The following is a 22,651-nucleotide window of genomic DNA, read 5'->3' on the forward strand; positions in this document are numbered from 1 at the left end:
TAAGGAGGGTTTAGGCTTACTGTACTGGATTGGCGAGGTGCGCTGGTAGAGCTTCTGACTGCTGCACCGCTGGGTTACGATAGCGACGTAGCAGTATGGCGATCGCTCTATGCCCCCCAATGTCTTACCGCTTCATACCCTAAACCCGCTGGGACGCTTTTCTGACCGCGCCCAAGACTATGCTCGCTATCGGCCGGGCTATCCTCCGGAGGCGATCGCCGCCATTTTGGCCGATGTGGACAACCTGCGATCGCTAGTCATCGCTGATGTTGGGGCAGGCACGGGCATTTCGAGTCGGCAGCTGGGCGATCGCGGCCCTAGGGTGATCGCGGTCGAACCCAATGCCGCCATGCGCGAGGCGGCCGAACCGCACTCCCAAGTGGTCTTTCACCCTGGCACGGGCGAACAGACGGGGCTGGCGGATGAGTCTGTGCATATTGTCACCTGTTGCCAGTCATTTCACTGGTTCAACGCACCGCTGGCGCTGGCGGAGTTTAGCCGCATCTTGCCGCCAGGGGGGCGCTTGGCCCTGCTTTGGAATGATTGGGATCTAGAGGACTCGGGCACGGCGGCCTACTATCAGATCATCCATGCCGTAGCGACCCGCGCCATTGACCACCGCGACCACACCCAGGCGCTCAAGGCGATTGAACAGCAGCGTGAGTTTTCGCGGGTGCAGCACCTGAGCTTTGACCATGGCCAAACGCTGACGCTGCCTGAGGTGGTGGGGCGATCGCTCAGCTCGTCCTATATTCCTAAGGAAGGGCGAGCCCACCTCCAGTTTCTCGATACCATCGCCGCCTGGCATGGAGCCTGGGCCACGATCGACGGCACGGTGACGCTGAAGTATGTTACCAACCTGTATCTGAGCGAAAAAATGGCCACCCACCCTTGAGTAGCTACATTATTCAGCTTTCACCGTTAACAGAAGAACTGCCGCTGCCGGAGCTAGACGAGCCGGGATGGTGCTATTAGTTCTTCCGAATTGGAATTTGAATATCGCTCCGCTTTAGGGCATCGGGCACATAGGGGCCATCGTAAAAGAAGCGGCGGGGCGGCCCTGCCACTGCATACTCAGGATGCGCTGCTAACCAGGCTTGCAGCTGTTGAATGCCGCTGGTGTAGACCTCGTAGTCATAGCCGCCCCTAACGCCAACACTCACCACCGTCATGGGCGAAATGTCTTCTACTTGCACGTTTTGGGCGATTTCCTGGGGCACGATATCTAAACTACGGTACAAAAACGAAACCGATGCGTCCCCTTCGCTCACCGCACCAGCCTCAAGGGTCGTAGTCGGGTAGCGCGTTTCTACCGGAGCCGTCATTGAAATATCGTTGCTGCTAATGTGACGAAAGAGCGGCGAGAAGCCTTGGGAGGGCGCGTTAGCTAAATCTCCCGTGACCTGCACCGTAGCGGCCCGATAGTCGGGATACTGCTTGATTTCAATTTCCCCATCCGCCGTTGGTGGCGGAAAGCCTACGGGCAGCGGTGCAGAGGCTTTGCTGTAGGCCCAAAGAAGCAGCGCCCCCACCCCGATTGCCACAACCCCCACAATTAGCAGACTCTGGCCCAGTTTCATAAAGACGGCTCGACACAGCTATAGCTTCAGTGTAACGACCTCCTCGAAGGCCTTCTTCGATAGGGGTTAACCCGCTGCGGCTTGCCCAAGGGGAGAGTGCTCGTAGTGGTGGAGCAGGTCGGCGGGGTCGTCGTAGATAGCGATCGCGCCCGCTAACTCCTCATCGCTAAAACCACCGCAGCGCACGGCAATCACCTTCACCCCGGCTCCGCCTGCCGACTCAATGTCGTAGGGGGTATCGGCCAGCATCACCATGCGATCGGGCGCGAGCTGTGCCTTTTTGACGGCGGCTTCGACGATGTCGGGGGCGGGTTTAGAGTTTTCGGCATCGCTGGACGTGGTGGTTTCGTGCAGCAGATCGTCCAGCTCGGCGATTTTGAGCATCACCTCTAGTTCCTTAGGGCTGGCGGAGGTGGCAATCACCACGTGCAGGCCCGCTTCCAGCATTTTTTGCACCAGCGCCCGTGCGCCGTTGGCGGGGGCAATGTCGGGCGCATACTTATTCAAGACCAGTTTTTTGCGATCGCTGGCGATTGTCTTGCCGGGTTCTTCTTCGTCATTGAGTTCAGGAATCAGCTTGGGCATGAGCTGATCGCCACCCATTCCCATCATCGCGCGCACCTGGTCAAAGGGCACGTCATAACCGTGGCTGGCGAAGGACTCAACCCAGGACCTGGCGTGGGCATCGTTGCTCAAAACCAGTGTTCCATCAACATCTAAAATGACGCCATCGAGTTGCATGCCGACCCCTGCTCTAGCTTTTGTTTGATTTTGACAGGAAAGCAACGGGCCCACATCTTCCAAGGGAAGAGTGTGTCAGGCATCAGTATTGAGTTTGTGTCCGTCTTATGATGTTCAAGCTGCAACGCTTACGTTTCTCAAGGCAGACGGCGAAAGTTCCGATCGCTGATTAAAGTTAACTACTCCCCCAGCCTGTCTCTATTGGCGCGGGATCTGACAGGTATGAAATTGACAATTTTGCGGAGCCGGAAGTTTTGGCTGTTGGCCTGCTGCGGCGTAATTGCGGCTTTGCTGAGCAGTCAACTGCCGCTGCAAGCTTGGTTTGTGAATATTGAAGGCTGGCTCAGCGCGTTGGGTTTTGTGGCGGCTCCGGTCTTTGTGGCGGTGTATTTGCTGGCGACCGTATTGGGTCTGCCTAACATTGTGCTGATTTTGGTGGCCGGGGCGGTCTTTGGTTTGATGCAGGGTATTGTGGTGGCTTCGGTGGCCGATACCCTAGGGGCGATCGCCTGTTTTTGGGTGGGGCGCACCCTAGCCCGCGATCGCATCAAGCGCTGGATGATCAAAAACCCCAGCTTTGCTCGCCTAGATCACGCCGTCGGCCAAAAGGGTTGGAAGATTTTGCTGCTGACGCGGCTGTCGCCCCTGGTGCCGTCTAACCTGCTCAACTATGGCTTTAGCTGCACCAAGGTGAATTTTTGGCAGTACTGCTTTTTTTCCTGGGTGGGCATGCTGCCGGTAATTACGCTGTATGTCTATTTGGGCTCCTTTGGCGTTGCCCTGTTTCAGGAGGGGCTCACCGCCAGAAAACTGTCGCTGCAAGGCGGTGGGGCCGTGCTGGCACTCTGTGCTGGGTGGTACACCACCAACTTGACTCGCAAAGCGTTAAACCCCAAGTGCCCCGACCAGTCGTCTGAGTCAGAGTGCAGACAATCTGAGCCAGAACGCAGACGATAAGGAGCGATCTCAACAGGGCAATTTCCTGCGTTAGCCCTGTAGCTTGAGACATGAGCTTTGGTAAACCCCGATTCATAATCAGGAAGCCCGTAGGGGCGTAGCATGCTACGCCCCTACAAATCGGGGGTACTCATGCGGGATTCGGGATCACAAGCACCTGTGCTTAACCCATAAATCTACTTCCCACCCCTGGGCTGTCTACTTTTGCACGGCGGTGAACCCGCCATCCACGACGAGGTTGTGGCCAGTCACAAACCCAGCCCCCTCAGAACACAGCCAGACGACGGCCTCGGCAATATCTTCTGGCCTGCCGATTCGCTGCAGCGGAATGCCGGCGGCTACCTGATCGAGCATTTCAGGCGGGGCTTCGGCCCATAGATCGGTTTTGACTGCGCCGGGGCTCACGGTGTTGATGCGAATGCGCTCGCTAGAATACTCCGCCGCCGCGGCGCGCGACAGGGCAATGACTCCCGCTTTAGCGGCTCCGTAGGCCCCATACCCAGCCACCCCCAGCAGTGCGCCTTGGGAAGAGGTATTCACGATCGCCCCACCGCCCGACTGCTGCATAGCGGGAATTTCGTACTTCATCGACAGCCAAACCGACTTGAGGTTGGCGTTGATTTCAAAATCCCAGTCGGCTTCGGAGAGGTCGGCCAGTTTACCCGAGGTGCCTGAACCGGCGTTGTTAAAGGCATAGTCGAGGCGACCGTAGGTGTCGACGGTTTGTTTAACCATAGCTTCGAGATCTGACGCCTGGGTGACGTCGGCTTGGATAAACATCGCCTCTCCCTGGGCTGCTTTGATCTGTTGGACAGTTTCCTCGCCCTTGTCGGAGCGGCGAGCGACCACCACCACAGTTGCACCCGCTTGACCAAAGGCGATCGCCGTAGCCCGACCAATGCCAGAACTTGCCCCAGTCACGATCGCAACTTTGCCTGCCATCGAAACCATGGATCACGCTCCTGAGTTACACAAGGATGCAGCTAATCCTAGCCCAGCCAGGGTTTTAGAGCTGTTTGCCTCATTACCTAACGGTCTATCACAAGGCCATCTCCAGCTGGTGCTGCTCCCATTCTGCCAACAGCCAAAGCCGACCCATCGTCAAAGGGAAGCGAGGTGAATTGCTTTAGGAACAACTGTTGTCGCTCTAGCGTTTGTACTGGATTGTTGCTACGCAAGGCACCGTAGAAAAGCTCGGCTTTAACCACTGAGCAGATTGCCATAGCTTTAGTCGGCGTAGAAAGTAGGCGATCGCGCACTAGAGGCGATCGCCCATTTAAGAACACGACGCATACGTTGGTATCGAGCAAGTAGCGCATGCTTAATCAAAAGCTCCGGTCAAATCGTCATCTAGAGCTGCCAAAATGCCGTGCCCGTCAGTCACAATGGGGTCATCAGCGCAGATGCCGTAGAAAGCTGCTAAGGATATTTCTACAGAAGCTGACGCCTGAACAGGTTGATATATCACCATTACGTCTACATCTCGGTCGGCCAACCCAACAGGCAGAGCAAGGTGCAGAATGCCATCTTGCCCAATGTGCTGACGCACTTTAATGCTTTCCATAGCGGTCATTTTCCTTGCTGTCTTCTTTACTCTGGCCTGGGTTTGATTGGCTGCTCTTTTTTCCTGTCAACCCTACCTGGATTTGCTCTAACCCACCCCCGGGCAAAGTGGCTCGCTACTGCAACACGGACTCTAGCTGGTGCTGCTCCCATAGGTTGCGGTAGAGGCCGGGCTGCTGCACCAGGTCGCGGTGGCGGCCCTGCTGCACAATGCGACCTTTATCCATCACAAAGATGCGATCGGCGGTGGCGGCGGCAGACATCTGGTGCGAGATAAACAGCACTGTCTTTTGCTGAGTGCCTTCCGAGAGGGCATTGAGAATGGCGGTGGCGGTGCGGTTGTCAACGCTGGAGAGGGCGTCGTCGAGCACCAGAATGGGGGCATCGACCACCAAGGCGCGGGCTAGAGCCGTGCGCTGCCGCTGCCCTCCCGAAAGGGTAATGCCGCGCTCGCCGACGATGGTGTCATAGTGGTGGGGAAAGTTCTGAATCTCTTCATCCATCTGGGCCTGCTTGGCGGCGTACTGCACCTCGGAGAACTCCATCAAGGGTTCGCCGTAGCGGATGTTGTTGTTGATGCTGGTGCTGAAGAGAAAGCTGTCTTGGGGCACGTAGGCGATCGCCCGTCTCAAGTCGGCCAAGGGCAGCTCGGTCACATCGTAGCCATCTAGATATAGCTGGCCGGGGCCAATGTCGAGCAGGCGGGGCAGGGCGTTGGCCAGGGTCGATTTGCCCGAGCCAATGGGGCCGACGATCGCAATTTGCTCCCCCGGCGCAATCTTAAAGTTCACCTCATCCAGTGCCGGGACTTTGCTGTCGGGGTAGGCGTAGTTGAGGTGGCGGGCCTCTAGGCTGCCCTTGATCTGCTCCAGGGGCAGGGGGATGGCGGTGGCGGCCGTCTGCACCTCCGGTTCGGCGTCGAGGATTTCTTCAATGCGGTTGATGCTGACCTCGCCGCGCTGGTAGGCGGTGATGGTGAACCCCAGCAGGGCGGTGGGAAACACCAGCCGCTCCACATAGAGCAGCAGGGCTACAAAGTCGCCCACGGTGATCACCCCCTCGGCGATCGCCCCCGCCCCCGTGGCCAAAATCACCAGCAGACCCACACTGGCCAGCCCCCCCAGCAGCGGAAACAGCATGTTACGGGTGCGGGCCAGCTTGAGGTTGGCGTCGAGCAGGCTGGTGTTGCGGTGGTTAAAGGCGCGGCGCTCGTTCTCTTCCTGGGCGTAGATTTTGATTAGCGCAATGCCGCTCATGTCTTCTTGAATCAGGTCGCTGAGGTCGGAGATGCGCTCCTGCACATGGAGCTGCTCGTTGCGCAGGCGATCGCTAAAGGTCTGCACCAGCACCAGCATCAGCGGGTAGACAATCAGCGAAATCAGCGTCAGCCGCACGCTGATTGACAGCATCACCGGCACCGTCAGGGCATAGGCAAACAGGGTATTGGCCAAGCTCAAAATCGCAAAGCCCAGCAAGCGGCGAATGTTGTCCACGTCGCTGGTGGCGCGGCTGATCAGCTCCCCGGCGGTGTTGCGGCCGAAGTAGGCGGGCTCCATGCTCAGCAGGTGCTGAAAGATGCGCTGCTTGAGGTCAAACTCCACCTGGCGGCCCACCCCAAACAGGGTAATGCGCGACACCATACGAATCACCCACATCACCGAGGCCAGCACCAGCACCAGCAGCGCGTAGTACATGATTCGGTCAAAGCTGAAAGTGACCTGAAGCTCGTCGATGCCGTTGCGAATCAGCAGCGGTATCCACACGCCAACCAAGTTCACAATAAATAGTGCAACAACACCCAGGCCAGCCTGCCGCCAGTGGGGTTTGAGGTAGGTACCCAGTTTTTGTAGCTGCGATCGCGCCATAACATCCGCCCTAATTGCCCCCCTATCCTAGACGAATTTGGCAGGGGCAATTGGACGCATACACTGGACTATAGCTGTTTCGTAAATTGCCGGAGAGGTACAGGGTATAGGGTTTAAGGTCTACGGTAACGCCCTGCACCCTACACCTTGCACCTTGCACCCTATACCCCGACCCTAACTGCTTGGAGCTCTAGCGCGCCGATTCCTAGCTGTCAAAACGGCTTCAACTAGATCGTCTCAACCACCTCATCCCACTGCATGCTAAAGGGAGGCAGCCAGCCCCGCAGGTAGTAGTAGATGGCGCTCAGCAGCTCGCCCCAGTAGCGCGTGGTCAGCGCCAGGGCGTTGACGTTGGGGGCTAGGTCGGCCAGGCTGGCCAGGGTATCGCGGTTTTCCAGGTTGGGGGTGCTATATAGCTCGGTGGGGGCTGCCACCACCTGAATGCCCTCATTCTCAAAGGCCAGTGCGGCGCGGCGCATAGTTAAAGCGGGGGCCACCAGCACCACCCGGTTAGCGTCGCGGTTGTTGCGGGCGGTGTCAAAGCGGCCTGAGCGGGCAGGCGCAGTAAACAACCCCTGCTCGCTTAAAAAGTTCCTTTGATCGACCACTGTGTTGCGAATGTCGGTGCCCGTGGCCTCAACCCGAATGCTCTCTGAGGGTACGCCCCGACCCACCAGCTGCTGACGAATTGCCTGCCTGAGGGGTTCTTGCTCTTCGCCCGTGCCAAACCGAGGCCCAGCGGTGACGGTCACAAAGGGGCGGGCCGCACTAATGCGGTTGTAGACATTGGCAGCACTGTTGAGCTGGGCCACCAGCGCCGGGTCGAGGGGGTTGTCGGCGTCGATGCGGCTGTTGAGGGCGTTGGTCAGGCGGTAGGCGTCAGCGTTTTCGCCAATCACCACAATTGACACGGCCCGATCGACGGGCACTTGATCGATCGCGGGGCAGATGTCGCTACATAGCCGCTGCTGGCTGGCGTAGGCCCGCTGCACCGACTGTTCAGAATGGTTGACCAAGGCCCGCGCAATCAGCGGCATGCTGGCGAAGAATAAAATCAGCAACGCCACCGTCACCATGCGCCCATTGACCTTTTTCATGCCGTCGCTGAGGGACAACGCCAGCAGCGTAATCGCCCCGCCCAGAGGGGTAAGCGGAAACACCAAAAACTGCCAAAACACCCCAATGGTGCTGTCGTCGGGGAATAAAAACGCCCCCGCAATCAGCGCCAAGATCATGGCTCCGCCGAACCAGGTCAAAAAGTTGGCGGGAATGAATTTTTTGAGCACCCACCACAGAAAGTAGCCGATGCCAAGCCACAGCAGCAGACGGGTTAATAGATTGAGAATATCCATAGTCAGATTGGCAACGGGCAGTTGGGTGCTGTCGGGCGAGGGGCGAAATTTGCGCCCTGGCCTGGGATGGCTTGGCGAGGGCTAACCTGGCCCCGCAGGAACTCTCTGCAAAGCATACTTCAGTAACGAAAACTCGGGCTATGTGCGGCTCTAATCATCCTCAAAGTCGTTCTTTGGCTATAGAAGACTTTTTAGTCGTGACCCGGTTGAGGGGCGGGGTTTCGTTCTGTGCTAAAAGGAATGGGTAGCAATAATTGCCGGTTATGAAATCCTTCGGTGCCCCCTGGAAAGCCTCACTGCCACGGCTCGACGGCTGGACGCTGGGCGTGGGGTTGATCGCCCTGGTGATGCTGCTGCCGGTGGCAATCATTCTCGCCAGCCTGTTTACTAACTCCAGCGACGCCTGGGGGCACCTGGCCGCGACGGTGCTGCCCGAATACATTCGCAACTCGCTGGTGCTAATGGTGGGGGTGGGGCTGGGGGTGCTGGCGATCGGGGTGAGCACCGCCTGGCTGGTGAGCACCTGCCAATTTTGGGGTCGCCGCTGGTTTGAGTGGCTGCTGCTGCTGCCGTTGGCCGCCCCCACCTACATCCTTGCCTACGTCTATACCGACACGCTGGAGTATTTTGGCCCAGTGCAGACGGCCCTGCGCGGCCTGTTTGGTTGGCAGCAGGCCACCGACTACTGGTTCCCCAACATTCGCTCCATTGAGGGGGCGATTTTGCTGTTTAGCCTGACGCTGTATCCCTATGTGTATCTGCTGGCGCGGGTGGCGTTTCTAGAGCAGTCAACCGCGACGCTGGAGGCGAGCCGCTGTTTGGGCTGTGGCCCCTGGAGCAGCTTTCGCTCGGTGGCGCTGCCCTTGGCTCGACCGGCGATCGCCGCTGGCACCGCCCTAGCTCTGATGGAAACCCTGAACGACTTTGGCACTGTGGCCTACTTCAGCGTGCCGACGTTTACTACGGGCATCTATCGCACCTGGTTTGGCATGGGCGATCGCCCGGCGGCGGTGCAGCTCTCGGCGGTGCTGCTGCTATTTATCTTTGCGCTGGTGGTGCTAGAGCAGCGGTCGCGTCGTCGGGCTCGCTACTACCAGGGCATGGCCCGCACGATTTCGCAGTCGCGTTACGGGCTGGGCGGGCTGCGGGCGGTGGGGGCCTGGCTGGTCTGCGCCGCCCCCGTGCTGCTGGGGCTGATCATTCCCACCGGGCTGCTGCTGGCGATGACGGTGCGCAATGCCGAGGCCACCTTGAATGGCGACTTTGTGGTGCTGGGGTTTAACAGTCTGGTGCTGGCGGTGTTGGCGGCGGTGCTGGCGGTGCTGCTGGCGCTGGTGATGGCCTACGGTCTGCGGCTCAACGGTAGGCCCTTTCTCACGCTGTCGGTGCAGGGGGCTAACCTGGGCTACGCCGTACCCGGCGCGGTGATTGCGGTGGGCACGCTGATTCCTCTGGCGCAGTTTGACAATGCGATCGATGGTTGGATGCGACAGACGTTTGGAGTTTCTACCGGGCTGCTGCTGAGCGGCACGATTGTTGCGCTGCTGTTTGCCTACCTGGTGCGGTTTTTGGCGGTGAGCTTTGGGGCGATCGAGGCGGGGTTAGGCAAAATTAAGCCTTCGCTGGATGATGCGGCCCGCAGCCTGGGCCAAACTCCCAACCAAACGCTGATGAAAATTCATCGCCCGCTGCTGGGGAGCAGCTTGCTCACGGCCACCATGCTGGTGTTTGTGGATGTGATGAAGGAGCTGCCCGCTACGCTGATCATTCGCCCGTTTAATTTCGACACGCTGGCGGTGCGGGTTTATCAATATGCGGCTGACGAGCGGCTGATCGAGGCTTCGGCCCCGGCGCTGGCGATCATTTTGGTGGGGTTGCTGCCGGTGCTATGGCTGAGCAAGCAGATCGCCAACGAGGGTAAGGTCTAAAATTGGCCGCTGAATGGCATAGATCGCTATGCTCTAGACAAGGTCTAGATCTCCTTGGAGGTATGCCATGACTCCACAACTTGAAGCCGCGATCGCTGCCATTCAGCCGCTCTCGCCCACAGAGCGGCTGCAACTGCTGCAAATTCTCACCCAAAGCGATTTGGGCGCAAATCCTCAACCCGATATCAAAGTGCTCAGTGCTCAGTTTTGGCAAGGCATCTCACTTCAGCAGCTACGCGATACCCAAAGCCCCACGACCGTTCATAGCCTAAAAGATCTGGCTGCTGACTTTTGGCCCGTAGAAGACTCGATTGAGGATTTCCTTGCCTTTCTGCGAAAGCAACGCCAGGAAGTGAGCTAGCTGAATTTTTATGGCTCTTTTGCTCATTGATACAGACATCGCTTCCTTCATCTTCAAAGGTAGTGACTATGCCGACCCTTACCTGCCACTGTTGAGCGATCAGGAATTGGCACTTTCGTTCATGACCGTTGCTGAACTTTTTCAGTGGGCAATCTTACGTCAATGGGGCGATCGCCGCCTTTCACGGCTAGAGCAATACCTATCAAATTATCTTGTTATTCCGGTTGACCAGCCGCTTTGTCGGGAATGGGCACAGGTTCGTAGCGATCGCCAGAGTGGAGGACGACTGATTTCTCCGCAGGATGCTTGGATTGCCGCAACAGCTTTACGCTACGGCTTACCGCTAGTTACTCACAACATCAAAGACTTTGCAGGAATTGGGAATCTACAGCTCATTACGCCTCCACCTAGCAACTAACCCGCGAGGTTTGGAAAAGGTGTCTCAGTGTCTCAATAGTCTAAACCTGCCATGAAATTGTCAACTGAACCGAACTGGACGTTGCCTTGAGCAAATTCGTGGCGAACTTGGGCTACGCTCTGGCTGAGTTCTTGGCGGCGCTGGTCTGCGATGCGTTTTTGCAACAGGGTGAGCACAGCCTCTTGATCTTGAAGGGAAAGAGACTCGACCGCATCAATGGCTTTTTGAAAGGCTGAGATCGGTTTAGGCATAGATTTTGGCGCGTACGCTGGATGGGTTGATCGTAGCACTGGCAGGAATTGTGATGCGGTAGAGAGACAGGGTAGCCAGAAAGCCGGATAGGCGGGCTATAACTGAGGCGGTAGATGGGTTTTGCAACGTAAAGGCACGGCGATGGCACAGAATGAGGCATACCGGATAGCGGAAGAGCGGATTGCAGCGGCGCTGAAGGAAGGGGCCACTGAGCTGGATTTGAGTGAATTGGGGCTGACTGAGGTACCTGCCAATATCACAAATTTAACCGGTCTCACAGCAATTAACCTTTCCAAAAATTAAATCACCGAGATCCCCGAGACGATATTTCAGCTTACCAATCTCATAGAGCTTAACCTTCGAGGGAATCAACTCACAGCGATTCCTGAGGCAATTTCAAGGCTAACCAATCTTACATCGCTTGATTTTTCCGAAAACCAGCTCACGGCAATACCCGAAGGTATATCCAAACTTACGAATCTTACAAGCCTTTACTTTTCTTACAATCGACTCACTCAGATTCCTGAGACAATTGCAACGTTGACAAAACTCACAGAGCTCTCCTTTTCCGTCAATCGACTCACTCGGATTCCTGAAGCAGTTACAAAGCTGACAAATCTTACAGAGCTTTTCTTTTCTCAAAATCAGCTAACCGAGATTCCTGAGGCAGTTGCAAAGCTGACAAATCTCACAGAGCTTTACCTTTCTGAAAATCAACTTAAAGAGGTTCCTGTAGTAATTGAAAAACTTTCAAAGCTTGAGACTCTTTTCCTCATAGAAAATCAAATTATTGAGATTCCTGAGGCGATAATCAGGCTCACCAATCTTACAAAGCTTTTCCTTTCTGGCAATCAAATCACTGAGATTCCCGAAGCGATTTCGACGCTAACTAATCTCACAGCGCTTGTCCTTTACGACAATCCTCTTAATCCTATTTTACAAAGTGCCTACTCGGGCGGCATGGAGGAGCTTTTTGCCTATCTCAGGAGTCTGCAAAATCCTCAGGAGGTGGAAACCCTCTACGAGGCCAAGCTGGTGTTAATTGGCGAAGGTGATGTGGGCAAAACCACCCTGCTCAAAGCGCTAACGGGCAAAAAACCTCAGGCGGGCGAGCAAACCACCCACGGCATCAGCATCGACATTCAAGCGCTCAGCTTGCCCCATCCCGACAAAGCTGATATCCAACTCAAATTCAACGCCTGGGATTTTGGTGGGCAAGAGGTGTATCGAGTCACCCACCAGTTTTTCTTTAGCAAACGCTCCGTCTATCTGCTGCTATGGGAACCCCGTCGTGGCGTGCAGCAGTGCCAGGTCGAAGACTGGCTCAGAATGCTGCGCCTGCGAGTGGGCGAAGCGGCCCGTGTCATTATCGTTTCTACTCACTGCAAAACCGGGGAGCGCATCGCCCGCATCGACAAACCCGTGCTCAAACGCGACTACGGCGACATGATTGTTGACTTTCTTGAAGTTGATAGCTTGATAGACGACCTAGACACAGGTGACAAAGTGGGCATCGCTGCCCTCAAGCAGCTAATCGCCGAAACTGCCAAAACCTTTGACCAAATGGGGGCCAAGCTCAACCGGGCCTGGCGCGAATCGCGCGATGAACTGCTGGCCTTGGCTGAACCGCGCATTACCTACGCCAACTTTACCGCCGTGTGCGAACGTCACGGTCTGAGTGCCATTGCCACTCGCACCCTAGCCGACCTGATGCACGACTTGGGCTACATCGTTTACTACGGCGACGACGAAGCGCTGCAAGACGACGTGGTGCTGCAACCAGAATGGTTAACCAAGGCGATCGGCTTTGTGCTGGAAGACCGCACCACCCAAGCCATGGACGGCATTTTGCCCGACAGCCGCCTCAAAGAGGTTTTGTTCGACCATCCCTTTGCCAACGAACCCCGCTACGAACCTGAACTATATCCCTTCTTTTTACGGCTGATGGAGAAATACGATGTCTCCTACCGTTTAGAAGACGGTACTGGTAGCTTGGTCTCTCAACACGTTCCCCAGGTGCGGCCCAGCTTGCCTTGGCTTCCAGAAGAAGAACCCGAACCCAACCGCCGCCGTATTGCCATGGTCTGCGTCATGGAAGAATCGCCACCGGGGCTAATTCCGTGGATGATTGTGCGTACCCACGAGTACATCTATCAGCGCCACGAAAACGACGGCAAAGAGCACCGGCTGCACTGGCAAAAAGGCATGTTTCTACGCAACAACCGTCACGGCGAAGCCATGCTGGAGCTGCGCGATAGAGAACTCCACCTCTATACCGAAGCCGTTTGGCCCGAGTATTTCACCAATGTGTTACAGCAAACTCTCCAGACCTTAATTGATTACACCTGGCCAGGATTGCAAGGCCGCTACTACTTTGCTGTCCCTTGTCCGACCAAAACAGATAACCAAGCCTGCATGGGTCGCTTTGAAATCGGCGCCCTACGACAGTTTTTAGAAGAAGGGGATGTTCGTTATCCCTGTCAGTTTTGCCGTACTCGTCACAATATTGTGGACTTGCTCTACGGATTCGAAGAAGAAACCACCCGTGAACAGCTCACTCGCATTGAGACCAAAGTTGATCGCGGCTTTGCCGAAATTCAAGATAACCTGGCCGAGTGGGAAAGCCGCATCGCTAACTACACCATGGGCATCATGCGGGCGATCGCCAATGAAGCCAAAGATGGTCCCCGCTTATTCACCCTCGAACCAATCGACGGCAACTGGCGGCGGCTATTCGACAAACGCTATCGCCTGCACCTGTGGTGCGAAGCCGAAAACTGCCAGCACCGGGTTCATCAGCCCAATTTAGGCGTCTATGAATTTGAAGCCCCCCGCGACTGGGTGATCGAAGTTGCCCCCTACGCCAACCTCGTCTCGCGGGTTCTGAAAACTGTACTGCCCCTGGCAATTCCTGCCGCCAACCTCTACTTTGGCAAAGACATCATGGACGATTGGACGATTCAGAAGTCTCTAGATGCCATGAAAGATGCTACAGGCACTCTGCTCAAAGAGGATTTTTCTGTCGCTGAACCCGGTCGCCTAAAGGATAGTCTACTCACCGAAGCCGAGCGATCGGGCCTTCTGGCTCTACATGCCTTTTTGCGCAAAGAAGACCCCCACCATCAGCGGTTAGGGCTAAAGCGAATGCCCACCTACACAGGCGATTACCTCTGGCTTTGCGAAGTCCACTATCAAGCCGCCCAGTCCAAAATTCCCGATCGCATCGAATAGCTTCCTTTCCAGGCGCAGGCCCAAAGCTCTCTTACGAATGGGTTTGCCCTGGCGATCGCCCATTGCCCCCTGGGCACCTTATTGCAATGGCAGATGGCCGTCATTTGCCACACTAAACCATCGCAAAGTGCTCTATCTTATGCCATACCAAAACATCAGTGCCGACCTGTCTACCGCAGACCTCAACGAAATCAAAGCTGCCCTGGCCACCATTCAGCAAAAGATGCCGTTTTAGTCAACCTCACCGCCGAAGAACGTCGCCGCCTCTACAAAATGGGCGACAAAAGCCTCGCCTTTGTCAGCAATAGCCTCACCGCCGCCCAGGCCAATCCCGACATTTTGCCCGCCAGCTTCGACGCCGCCGAGCTAGCCCGCGACTACCAGCTCGCCACGGTGCTGAGCGAACTGCGGCTCAACCTGCGCCAGATGACCGAAAAGGTTGACGACACCCTGCTAGCCGTCGGCAGCGAAGCCATGACCAGCAGCCTCAGCGTCTATGACTATGTCAAAGCCGCCGCCAAGCGCCAGCCCGGTCTCAAAGCCGTCGCCGCCCAGCTCGGAGAGCGCTTTAAGTCTATGCGTCAAAAAGCCGAGAAAGTAGACGTGATGGCCGAGGCTCGGCCCTAGCCGCTTGAGATACTGATACTCAATGCCGAAGCGCTGAGACTCAACTGCGAGACTGAAACACTCAGGCTTGAGTCTATCTAGGTTGACCCGCGAGAGTGTGGGTCTCGCAGTCGAGACTTTTTGCCTCAACCGTGAGACTAGTGGCCTCGCTGTCGAGGTTTAAAGCTAGTGGGGTGAGGTGCGATCGCCTTGCCGTCGAGTCTCAAAGACTCAGTATTGAGCCTCATACCCTCGCCGTCGAGTCTCAGAGCTTGGCCATCAAGTTCCCCGGTCTCGATCAGCAATCCTCGAACCCCTTAAACGATGAATGCCCTCTCAAACCTGAGAGGGCATTCATCAGTCAGCAGATGAAGCTAGCGATGCTAGACCTACTTCCAACCGGCGCGATCGGTGATGCGCAGAGCTTCGGGGTTGTTGCTGCCAAACACCGAGGCATTCAGCGAGTCTTCTTTAAATTCGCCAAAGCCTGCCACCACAGAGTCGATCTCAACGCCTTGCACCACGGGGTACTCGTTGTTGCTCTCGGCGAAGATGCGCTGGGCCTCGGGGCTAGCTAGATACTCTAGGAACTTCACAGCAGCCTCAGCGTTGGGCGCGGTCTTGACCACCCCGGCACCGCTGATATTGACGTGGGTGCCGCGCCCGTTAGCGCCATCACCCTGGTTGGGGAAGAACACACCCATCTTTTCAGCGATCGCCTGCTCCTCGGCCTTATCAGACTTGGCCAGACGAGCAAGGTAGTAGGTGTTGGAGATGGCAATATCGCCTAGCCCAGCAGCAGCGGCCTTGATCTGGTCGCTATCACCCCCCTCGGGGTCGCGGGCCAAGTTGGCCACCAAGCCCCGCGCCCACGCTTCAGTTTCTTCTGCCCCATGGGCAGCAATCATCGACCCGACTAGGGACTGGTTATAGATGTTGGTCGAGCTGCGAACGAGAATCCGCCCGCGCCACTTGGGGTCGGCCAGATCTTCGTAGGTCGATAGCTCAGAGGGATCAACGGTGTCTTTGTTGTACACCAGCACCCGCGCCCGCTTGGTTAGACCAAACCACAGCCCGTCGGGGTGGCGCAGATTTTCGGGAATCGCCTCGCTCAGCACCGATGAGGTGACCGGCTGGAACATATCTTCTTGCTCGGCGCGCCAGAGGCGACCGGCATCCACAGTCATGAGAATATCGGCGGGGCTATTTGCGCCCTCGCTCTTGATGCGCTCAATCAGCTGGTCGGCCTCGGCCTCAACCACGTTGACACGAATGCCCGTGGCTTCCCGGAAGCCAGTGTAGATCTGGTCGTCAGTGTCGTAGTGGCGAGCAGAATAGAGATTGACCACCGGGCCACGGCGAAAGCCAAACTGGGCGCTAGCAGGGCGCTGGCGTAGGTAGCCTGCGGCTACGGCAGTTGCGGCGGCACCGGCCCCTAAAAATGCGCGTCTTCCTAATCTCATAGGGTTTTTACCTCCAAAAATTAAACCTCAACTAAATCTCTAGGCAACTCCAACCGGACGGCCCCAGATCATTGAGATATCAGGTTGCATTGTATCGCTTAATGCGACCTTCTCTTGATAATGCCGCATTTAAGCTTAGCCCTATGGCGGATAGTCGCAATACCCTTGCGCTTCGTCGATGTCTCTGCTATTGAGTCAGTACCCTGTAGGCAAGGGCTTGAGACTAGAGAAGAATAGCTTTAGAATGGCCAATGAAGAATAAGTCTTGTTAGCTTAACCGCATCTGCGAGCGCAACCTTTCGACAATGACTCCCAGACTAACTACCCCACCGTTCTCCCTGCGCCGCTCTGCATCAAAGACCAAGGGGCGATCGCGATCGTGGCTGGGAGTAGTGTGTGCGATCGCGTCCCTCGCCGCCCACGGAGTCTTGCTGGCCCTGGTCGTCCCCGACTCAAACCAAGCTCCCCCGCTGACAGAAGACCTAGCAGAACCGGCTCCCCCGCTAGAGGATGTGGCGTTAACCGTGCTGCCACCCGCTGTAGAAGCACCTCCAGCCGTAGCCCCAGTCAAAGCACCGCCAGCTTTAACCTCGGCAAAGCCTGGGGCAGCTACAACCGCGATCCCTTCTCAGACTGCACCTCAAGCCTCAATAGCGCCGGCTCCCGCCGCTCAGCCCAAACCCTCGCCGCAGCCCACAGCGGCGGCTCCAGAACCGGCCTCAACCCCTCCCGCTGCACCCGCCTCAGAATCACCTGGCCCACCAGCGCTTTACGCCAACTTCCCCCATTTAGATGGGGCCCAGGCCGCCTGCCAAGGGCTGGCCGACTGCTGGCGCAGCCCGGTGAGCAGCAGCTGGCGCAGCGCCGCAGGCGATCTGCAAGCGCGGCTAGAATCCCAGGGCTACACCGTGAGCAACATCACTGGCGATGTCCTGTCTATAGACTCTGGGGTGCGGGTATACGCCGTCAGCAAGCCCGGCAAGCCCAACTATTACTTAAATCTGGTCTCGGTGCGGGAGGGTGTGCTCTACACCATGACCGCCGAACCCATAACCTCTGATCAAGTGTTGGCGTTGCAGCGATCGTAGGCAGTTTTGAAACTATCTGGTTAGTCAAAATACGGGCGGGCAGTTCGACAGATCTCTTCCAACTGCCGTTGCGGAACTTCTCACACCAATGTGAGATAGCTATATACCGTGGACGCCCAATAAAATGTTAGCCCAGCTTTTTCCTTGATCGAATGCTTGGAAAAAGCCGGGCTAATTGTCGCTGTAAGCGCTAAGCGTGAACTGTCTTGAGGTCATTGGCGTCTCTGGCAAAGGAAATTATCCTTCTGATAGTGCTTCGCGCAGGGAGTCGGGGCCTTTACCAATTTCCCAAGTGTTCTTCAAAATTTCCCGAAATGTGGTGGTTTGGTACAGCATTGCTTCTTTGAGCTGCACAAGGAGAGTTTGAGCATCTTCTGGGGAAAGCGATTGCACTTGCTCTTCAAATACCCGAAGCTCGAACTGTTGCTCAAGGGGTAACTCTTGGCGAATATCCATGATGACGTCTCTCTAATATGACTTCATGTTTATAAATGTAACACTTTATTAAAGGTTGTGGGAATATCTCTGCCTTGCGTGGTAATTAGCTTGCTCGTCGTTTCCTATGCAAGGCATTCCACTCGGCGAACGTTACCTCGTAGCTAGCTCTATAGGGCCAAGTTTTTACAAGGTACACGTTAAGCACTGTCAAGTCTTCGCTCGTAAGTTACATGCTTTTTGGTCAGCTTTTTAGAATGATTTATGCAATTGACCAAGGCATCGCCGCAATCTGATGCAAGCCAACATACCTACCCAAGAAGCTGATCGACTTGAAGCGCTTAGGCAATACAAGGTTTTAGATACACCCGCCGAGCGTTCCTACGACGACATCACTTCGCTTGCCGCCTTCATCTGCGATGTGCCCATTGCGCTCATTAGCCTGGTCGACGCAGAGCGGCAGTGGTTTAAATCTAAGGTAGGTCTTACGGCGCAAGAGACCGGCCGAGATGTTTCATTCTGCGCCCACGCCATCTTGAGCCCAGCGATCATGATTGTGAATGACGCGACCGATGACGAGCGGTTTGCCAACAATCCGTTGGTAACTGGCGAGCTAGGCATTCGATTCTATGCTGGAGTTCCTTTGATCTCTCCTGGTGGTCAGCCGCTCGGAACGCTGTGTGTGATTGACCGAAAACCTAGGACTTTAGAAGTCTGCCAAATCAGGACTTTAGAAGCTCTGGCGCGCCAGGTGGTGATGCAGTTAGAGCTACAGCGGGTGTCTTCGCAACTGGCTGAGGCGCTAGAAAAAATGGAGCTAATGGCTGGGTTAATTCCCATTTGCTCCTATTGCAAAGGCATTCGCAACGATGAGGGCTACTGGTCAACCGTAGAGTCGTTTATTCAGAAATATTCGGATGTCGGCTTCACCCACGGAGTATGTGACAACTGTATGAAACGACATTTCCCAGAGGTAGCAGACATTTTGCTCCCAAACCTGGGGACAAGGGGGATTATTCCAGAAGAATAGGCCTACTGCACAGCTCTGTGCCCCTACTCAGCCCACTGGCGTAGCAGGTTGGCGGTGGTTTTGGTCAGCAGATCAAACTCTGGGGTTTTGCCGGTTTGGGCAAACAGGGTGCGCTTTACAGTTTCGAGGTCGAAGAGAATTTCGCGGCGGGCGGCATCGCGCACCAGGCTTTGCACCCAGCCCACGACTACAATGCGATCGCCCTTTACCACCGGCTCCACCCGATGCAGCGTAGTGGATGGGTAGACAATAGCGCTCCCCGCCGCCAGCTTGTAGGGCTGCTCGCTGTCGGCTCCCTCAATCACCAGTTCGCCGCCATCGTAATCTTCGGGCCCGCTCAAAAACACCGTCAGCGACACATCTGAGCGATAAAAGTTGGCGCCTCCCATCAGGGCATTGTCGGTATGCCGTCCGTAGCTCATCCCCACCCCGTAGCGGCTAAACAGCAGGGAATGGATGATGCGGGGAAAGGCGATCGCCTGAAACAGCGGATTTCGTGCCAGAGCCTTTTGCACCACCGCCTTCAACGGCTCAACGGCCGCCTGTTTAGCTGCCTGCTCGTTCTGCTTAACCAGCTTGGCGTGCCAGCCCGCCGTCGTCTCCCCCGGCACAAATGCGGCCTGGGCCAGGCCCGCTTTGATTTGGGCCACTTCATCTGGGGTCAGCAGGTCAGCAATGCAGACAATCATCGGCGTGAACTGGGGAGGATATAAAGTTCAAGTACAGGGTAAAGGCTCGGGAACTGACCTTGGAGTTGCCGGCTTGAATCAGGGGTGAGTTCGCTCTCGGTATTCCCCTCGCCCTCTGCCCATCTCTCCGCTCACTGCCAGCCATCTGGTGTATCTTAGTCGGGTATCGCCCGAGATTGGGCTACACCGCGTGGAGGATTCGCAATCGGTGACTTCCCTATCGCTAATGACCCTACCCCTGGGCCTGTTCTCAGTCCTTTTAGGCATGGGAGAACCCAAGCCCCTGCAGCCGTCTGGGCTCAACCCCGCCGCGTTGCAAATTGAGTGGCAGTCGCCGTGGATTGCGGAGCTGGCCCGCGATCCGGTAGTAGAGGCGATCGTGGCCGACTATGTGGCGGGGCTGCAGCGGCAGGGCTGGTCAGTGCCCGACCAGGGCGTTTGGATTCAGGTGGGCCAGAGCGCGATCGCCGAGCACCGGGGCGACGTGCTGATGCCCGCTGCCTCGCTGACTAAGCTAGCGACCACCCTGGCCGCCCTTAAAACTTGGCCCCTTGACCACCGTTTCGAGACTCGGGTAGGCATGCGCGGCACCCTTCAGGCCGATGGTGTGCTCGACGGCGACCTAGTGATTCAGGGCAGCGGCGACCCGCTGTTTGTGTGGGAAGAGGGCATCGTGCTGGCCAACCGCCTGCAAGAGCTGGGCATTCAGCGGGTGACCGGGGAGATTTTGGTCAGCGGCTCCTTCACCATGAATTTTGGGGAGGAGCCGGCGGATTCTCTGGCGGATTTGCAGCAGGCGATGTCGGCATCAACCTGGACATGGGAGGCGCGCCAGGCCTACGCCAACCTGCCGCCCGGCACGCCGCAGCCCAGCCTAGAGATTGTCGGCACAGCCCGCTGGGTGCCGGCGACGGAGCTAGAGACCAGCGATGTGGAGTGGGTGGTGCAGCATCAGTCGCTGCCGCTGGTGGCTATTCTCAAAGCCATGAATATCTATAGCAATAACGTGATGTCTGAACTGGTTGCCGGCTTGGTTGGGGGGGCGGAGCCGGTAATGGCTAAGGCTACCGCCGCCGCCGAACTGCCCGCTGGGGAGATTAGCCTGGTCAACGGTTCAGGACTAGGAGTAGAAAATCAAATGTCGGCACGGGCGGCGGTGGCCATGACAACGGCCATTCAGCGGGAATTGAGCGCTCAGGACTTTTCGGTAGCTGACGTCCTGCCGGTGTCAGGGGAAGACATGGGCACCCTCATCGATCGCCGCATTCCTGCCACGGCGGCAGTCAAGACCGGCAGCTTAGCGGAGGTCAGCGCTCTGGCGGGAATGGTGCCCACGGCCGAAAAGGGGCCGGTGTGGTTTGCGATTATCAACAAGGGCTGGGACATCCCCGACCTGAGGGTGCAGCAAGACCAGTTGTTGCAGGCGATTCAGGCTCACTGGGGTGCGGCAGAAGCGCCCGCCGACCTGAGGACGAAGGTAGTCATGCAAACGGGGCCATTTCGCTATGGCGACCCCAGCCGCAATCAGGTGGCTGAAGAGGTGGCGTCGGAATAGGGCGCAGCGTAGTGCTGGTGCAGGGCTTTGGCGATCGCCTTGGCCGCCCCGGGTAGGCCCATACGACGGCGACCATTCTCGGCAATGCTCTGAAGCCGGGAGCCATCGGCCAGGCAGGCTTGTAGCGCTGCCCCTGTTTCACTGGGCTGGCTCAGCAAAATGATCGATTGCCCCAGCAACCTTGATTGAGACTCGGCAAAGGCGTAGGTGAACTGTGGCCCAGGGCCAGGGAAGGTGAAGACGGGCTTGCCCAGGCCGACGGCCTGCTCGGTGGCGGTGCCAGCGGTCGCGATCGCCGCGTCGGCCAGGTGCAGGCATTCAGCAAAGGCATTGGTGGTCAGCACCAGCCCACCGTTGTTTCGCTGAAATGTGGGGTATTTCCCAGCAACCGGCTGCCAGCCAGCGTCTAGCAAGACATCCTTAAATGCAGCCAAGTTGAGGGAGGGAGCGAGGGCAGCGAGTAGACGCACTTGGCGATCGCCGAAGGTCTCCATTACTGATGCGATCGCGCTTACCATTCGCTGCCAGTTATCAAAAGCTTCGGGCGCGCGGGAGCCGGGCAGCAGGGCCAGGGTGAGTTGAGCTGGAGCTGGGGCAAAGGTGGCAGTCAGCTGGGCGAGCTTGTCGGCGCTGGTGTTCAGGTCGTCCATCATCGGGTTACCGGGGTAGAGGGCCGGTACCCCGCGCTTTTGCAGCAGATCAGCGGTGAGCTGGTCGCGCACAAAAGCCCCTTGGCAGCGAGGGCGAGCCATCAGCCAGCGCTCCCAGGGCACATAGACCGAGCCCGACCAGCCTTCCAGGGGAGGGCGACCAGGCAATCGCCCCGTTTCGTTACGCAGATAGTATTCTGACTTGGCGGTACCTGTGAAAAAATACTCAGCGCCACTCTGCCAGGCGATCGCCAGGGGCACGATATCCCCCACCGCCAAAATTTTGCCGCCGCTTTTGGCCCACTGGCGGGCGGTTTTGATCTGGGCTAAGGTCAACCCCACCAGCCCCCCCTGCAAATCGCGCCACAGCTGGTAGCGATCCATGTAGATAAAGCCGCCGGAAGGCATCGCTTGGGTCGGTCCCTGGATGGCAATACCCGCTTTTTCATAGGCGCGTCCCTCACCCACAATCGGCAGCGCGGCCAGGGTCGGCGCACCGGGCAGTTGGCGCAGCTGCTTGAGAATGCGAACCGCAATGCCGTCTTCGCCGTGGCCGTTACTAATGCAGAGTAGCTTCATCGTTGCGGATTCAATGCTATCGGTGAGGATTCAACCCCAATGTTGAAAACTCAACACCATTGCCAACCCTAACAGAAAATGCATAAAGCACACCTGGAGGAATTGGACCGCAGCGGAAGGCACGGTCGCCTATGGTTTGCTGGGAGGCACTTTAGGTTTGGGCTTTGGCTTTGGTTTAACGCTGGGCTCGACTAGTTTGGCCTTTGGCTTGATCTCTGGCTTGGCTTTCTTAGACTGAGGCAGTCCCAACTTTTGAGCAATGTGGTGCTGAATGTCTTCGCGATCGTAGGCGGTCTGCACCGGAAAGC

At 57.0% G+C, this 22,651-nt stretch carries 25 protein-coding genes and 1 pseudogene; 12 read left to right on the forward strand and 14 right to left on the reverse strand.

Annotated features, from left to right (window positions below; all coding sequences use genetic code 11):
* Positions 1-109: 109 nt before the first annotated feature.
* Complete coding sequence (locus NC979_RS01090) at positions 110-895, forward strand: class I SAM-dependent methyltransferase (protein WP_190522936.1); 786 nt, start codon at positions 110-112, stop codon at positions 893-895.
* Between the two features lie 76 nt (positions 896-971).
* On the opposite strand, the gene NC979_RS01095 is transcribed toward NC979_RS01090, so the two are convergent.
* Positions 972-1,580: a heme-binding protein gene (locus tag NC979_RS01095; protein WP_190522938.1), complete on the reverse strand. Its 609-nt coding sequence runs from the start codon at positions 1,578-1,580 to the stop codon at positions 972-974.
* A gap of 66 nt (positions 1,581-1,646) precedes the next feature.
* Positions 1,647-2,321 (reverse strand): HAD family hydrolase, encoded by a 675-nt coding sequence (locus NC979_RS01100; RefSeq protein WP_190522939.1) that lies wholly within the window; start codon positions 2,319-2,321, stop codon positions 1,647-1,649.
* 222 nt (positions 2,322-2,543) lie between these two features.
* Between NC979_RS01100 and NC979_RS01105 the strand changes: the two genes are divergently transcribed.
* Positions 2,544-3,278, forward strand: coding sequence for a TVP38/TMEM64 family protein (locus NC979_RS01105; RefSeq protein WP_190522941.1), 735 nt, complete (start codon positions 2,544-2,546; stop codon positions 3,276-3,278).
* A 198-nt stretch (positions 3,279-3,476) separates the two neighbouring features.
* Here NC979_RS01105 and NC979_RS01110 read toward each other — a convergent pair whose 3' ends face one another.
* From NC979_RS01110 to NC979_RS01130, 5 genes are all read right to left on the reverse strand, one after another.
* On the reverse strand, positions 3,477-4,229 hold the full coding sequence (locus NC979_RS01110; RefSeq protein ID WP_190522943.1) for a glucose 1-dehydrogenase: 753 nt from the start codon (positions 4,227-4,229) through the stop codon (positions 3,477-3,479).
* Positions 4,230-4,306: 77 nt separating this feature from the next.
* Positions 4,307-4,597 (reverse strand): type II toxin-antitoxin system VapC family toxin, encoded by a 291-nt coding sequence (locus NC979_RS01115; protein ID WP_190522945.1) that lies wholly within the window; start codon positions 4,595-4,597, stop codon positions 4,307-4,309.
* A gap of 2 nt (positions 4,598-4,599) precedes the next feature.
* Positions 4,600-4,842 (reverse strand): hypothetical protein, encoded by a 243-nt coding sequence (locus tag NC979_RS01120; protein WP_242024168.1) that lies wholly within the window; start codon positions 4,840-4,842, stop codon positions 4,600-4,602.
* Positions 4,843-4,957: 115 nt separating this feature from the next.
* The gene (locus tag NC979_RS01125) at positions 4,958-6,706 is read right to left on the reverse strand and encodes an ABC transporter ATP-binding protein (RefSeq protein WP_190522949.1); all 1,749 of its coding nucleotides are present in this window, start codon (positions 6,704-6,706) and stop codon (positions 4,958-4,960) included.
* A gap of 227 nt (positions 6,707-6,933) precedes the next feature.
* Positions 6,934-8,058: a YdcF family protein gene (locus NC979_RS01130; protein ID WP_190522951.1), complete on the reverse strand. Its 1,125-nt coding sequence runs from the start codon at positions 8,056-8,058 to the stop codon at positions 6,934-6,936.
* A 263-nt stretch (positions 8,059-8,321) separates the two neighbouring features.
* On the opposite strand from NC979_RS01130, the gene NC979_RS01135 reads away from it, so the two are divergent.
* The 3 genes from NC979_RS01135 (at position 8,322) to NC979_RS01145 (ending at position 10,765) form a co-directional block, all read left to right on the forward strand.
* Positions 8,322-9,986: an ABC transporter permease gene (locus tag NC979_RS01135; RefSeq protein ID WP_190522954.1), complete on the forward strand. Its 1,665-nt coding sequence runs from the start codon at positions 8,322-8,324 to the stop codon at positions 9,984-9,986.
* 67 nt (positions 9,987-10,053) lie between these two features.
* Complete coding sequence (locus NC979_RS01140; RefSeq protein WP_190522956.1) at positions 10,054-10,347, forward strand: hypothetical protein; 294 nt, start codon at positions 10,054-10,056, stop codon at positions 10,345-10,347.
* A 10-nt stretch (positions 10,348-10,357) separates the two neighbouring features.
* Positions 10,358-10,765, forward strand: coding sequence for a type II toxin-antitoxin system VapC family toxin (locus tag NC979_RS01145; RefSeq protein WP_190522958.1), 408 nt, complete (start codon positions 10,358-10,360; stop codon positions 10,763-10,765).
* Positions 10,766-10,797: 32 nt separating this feature from the next.
* On the opposite strand, the gene NC979_RS01150 is transcribed toward NC979_RS01145, so the two are convergent.
* The gene (locus tag NC979_RS01150; RefSeq protein WP_190522960.1) at positions 10,798-11,016 is read right to left on the reverse strand and encodes a hypothetical protein; all 219 of its coding nucleotides are present in this window, start codon (positions 11,014-11,016) and stop codon (positions 10,798-10,800) included.
* Between the two features lie 121 nt (positions 11,017-11,137).
* Between NC979_RS01150 and NC979_RS01155 the strand changes: the two genes are divergently transcribed.
* From NC979_RS01155 to NC979_RS01165, 4 genes and pseudogenes are all read left to right on the forward strand, one after another.
* The gene (locus tag NC979_RS01155; RefSeq protein WP_206755273.1) at positions 11,138-11,320 is read left to right on the forward strand and encodes a hypothetical protein; all 183 of its coding nucleotides are present in this window, start codon (positions 11,138-11,140) and stop codon (positions 11,318-11,320) included.
* Positions 11,321-11,329: 9 nt separating this feature from the next.
* Positions 11,330-11,941, forward strand: a pseudogene (locus NC979_RS25260) (leucine-rich repeat domain-containing protein); the annotation flags it as partial.
* A gap of 36 nt (positions 11,942-11,977) precedes the next feature.
* Positions 11,978-14,248: a COR domain-containing protein gene (locus NC979_RS01160; protein WP_190522964.1), complete on the forward strand. Its 2,271-nt coding sequence runs from the start codon at positions 11,978-11,980 to the stop codon at positions 14,246-14,248.
* 273 nt (positions 14,249-14,521) lie between these two features.
* Positions 14,522-14,875, forward strand: a complete 354-nt coding sequence (locus tag NC979_RS01165) for a hypothetical protein (protein ID WP_199308991.1) — start codon at positions 14,522-14,524, stop codon at positions 14,873-14,875.
* A gap of 137 nt (positions 14,876-15,012) precedes the next feature.
* On the opposite strand, the gene NC979_RS01170 is transcribed toward NC979_RS01165, so the two are convergent.
* Both NC979_RS01170 and NC979_RS01175 read right to left on the reverse strand, forming a co-directional pair.
* Entirely contained in the window at positions 15,013-15,159 is a 147-nt protein-coding gene (locus NC979_RS01170; RefSeq protein ID WP_190522966.1) for a hypothetical protein, read from the reverse strand.
* Positions 15,160-15,243: 84 nt separating this feature from the next.
* On the reverse strand, positions 15,244-16,317 hold the full coding sequence (locus tag NC979_RS01175) for a Fe(3+) ABC transporter substrate-binding protein (protein WP_190522968.1): 1,074 nt from the start codon (positions 16,315-16,317) through the stop codon (positions 15,244-15,246).
* A gap of 305 nt (positions 16,318-16,622) precedes the next feature.
* Here NC979_RS01175 and NC979_RS01180 point away from each other — a divergent pair, with 305 nt between their 5' ends.
* Positions 16,623-17,405 carry a hypothetical protein gene (locus NC979_RS01180; RefSeq protein ID WP_190522970.1) on the forward strand — a complete coding sequence of 261 codons (783 nt, stop codon included), beginning with the start codon at positions 16,623-16,625 and terminating at the stop codon, positions 17,403-17,405.
* A 237-nt stretch (positions 17,406-17,642) separates the two neighbouring features.
* On the opposite strand, the gene NC979_RS01185 is transcribed toward NC979_RS01180, so the two are convergent.
* Positions 17,643-17,861, reverse strand: coding sequence for an NblA/ycf18 family protein (locus NC979_RS01185; protein WP_190522972.1), 219 nt, complete (start codon positions 17,859-17,861; stop codon positions 17,643-17,645).
* Between the two features lie 274 nt (positions 17,862-18,135).
* Between NC979_RS01185 and NC979_RS01190 the strand changes: the two genes are divergently transcribed.
* Entirely contained in the window at positions 18,136-18,870 is a 735-nt protein-coding gene (locus tag NC979_RS01190) for a GAF domain-containing protein (protein ID WP_190522973.1), read from the forward strand.
* Between the two features lie 23 nt (positions 18,871-18,893).
* On the opposite strand, the gene NC979_RS01195 is transcribed toward NC979_RS01190, so the two are convergent.
* Positions 18,894-19,559 (reverse strand): Fe2+-dependent dioxygenase, encoded by a 666-nt coding sequence (locus NC979_RS01195; RefSeq protein ID WP_190522974.1) that lies wholly within the window; start codon positions 19,557-19,559, stop codon positions 18,894-18,896.
* Positions 19,560-19,749: 190 nt separating this feature from the next.
* Between NC979_RS01195 and NC979_RS01200 the strand changes: the two genes are divergently transcribed.
* Positions 19,750-21,114, forward strand: coding sequence for a D-alanyl-D-alanine carboxypeptidase (locus NC979_RS01200; protein WP_348253516.1), 1,365 nt, complete (start codon positions 19,750-19,752; stop codon positions 21,112-21,114).
* Here NC979_RS01200 and NC979_RS01205 read toward each other — a convergent pair.
* The gene (locus NC979_RS01205) at positions 21,084-22,343 is read right to left on the reverse strand and encodes a lipid-A-disaccharide synthase-related protein (protein ID WP_190522975.1); all 1,260 of its coding nucleotides are present in this window, start codon (positions 22,341-22,343) and stop codon (positions 21,084-21,086) included. The genes NC979_RS01200 and NC979_RS01205 overlap by 31 nt on opposite strands.
* A 129-nt stretch (positions 22,344-22,472) precedes the next feature.
* On the reverse strand, positions 22,473-22,643 hold the full coding sequence (locus NC979_RS01210) for a hypothetical protein (RefSeq protein WP_190522976.1): 171 nt from the start codon (positions 22,641-22,643) through the stop codon (positions 22,473-22,475).
* Between the last annotated feature and the right edge of the window lie 8 nt (positions 22,644-22,651).

This window comes from Leptolyngbya subtilissima AS-A7 (assembly GCF_039962255.1).
Lineage (GTDB): Bacteria > Cyanobacteriota > Cyanobacteriia > Phormidesmidales > Phormidesmidaceae > Nodosilinea.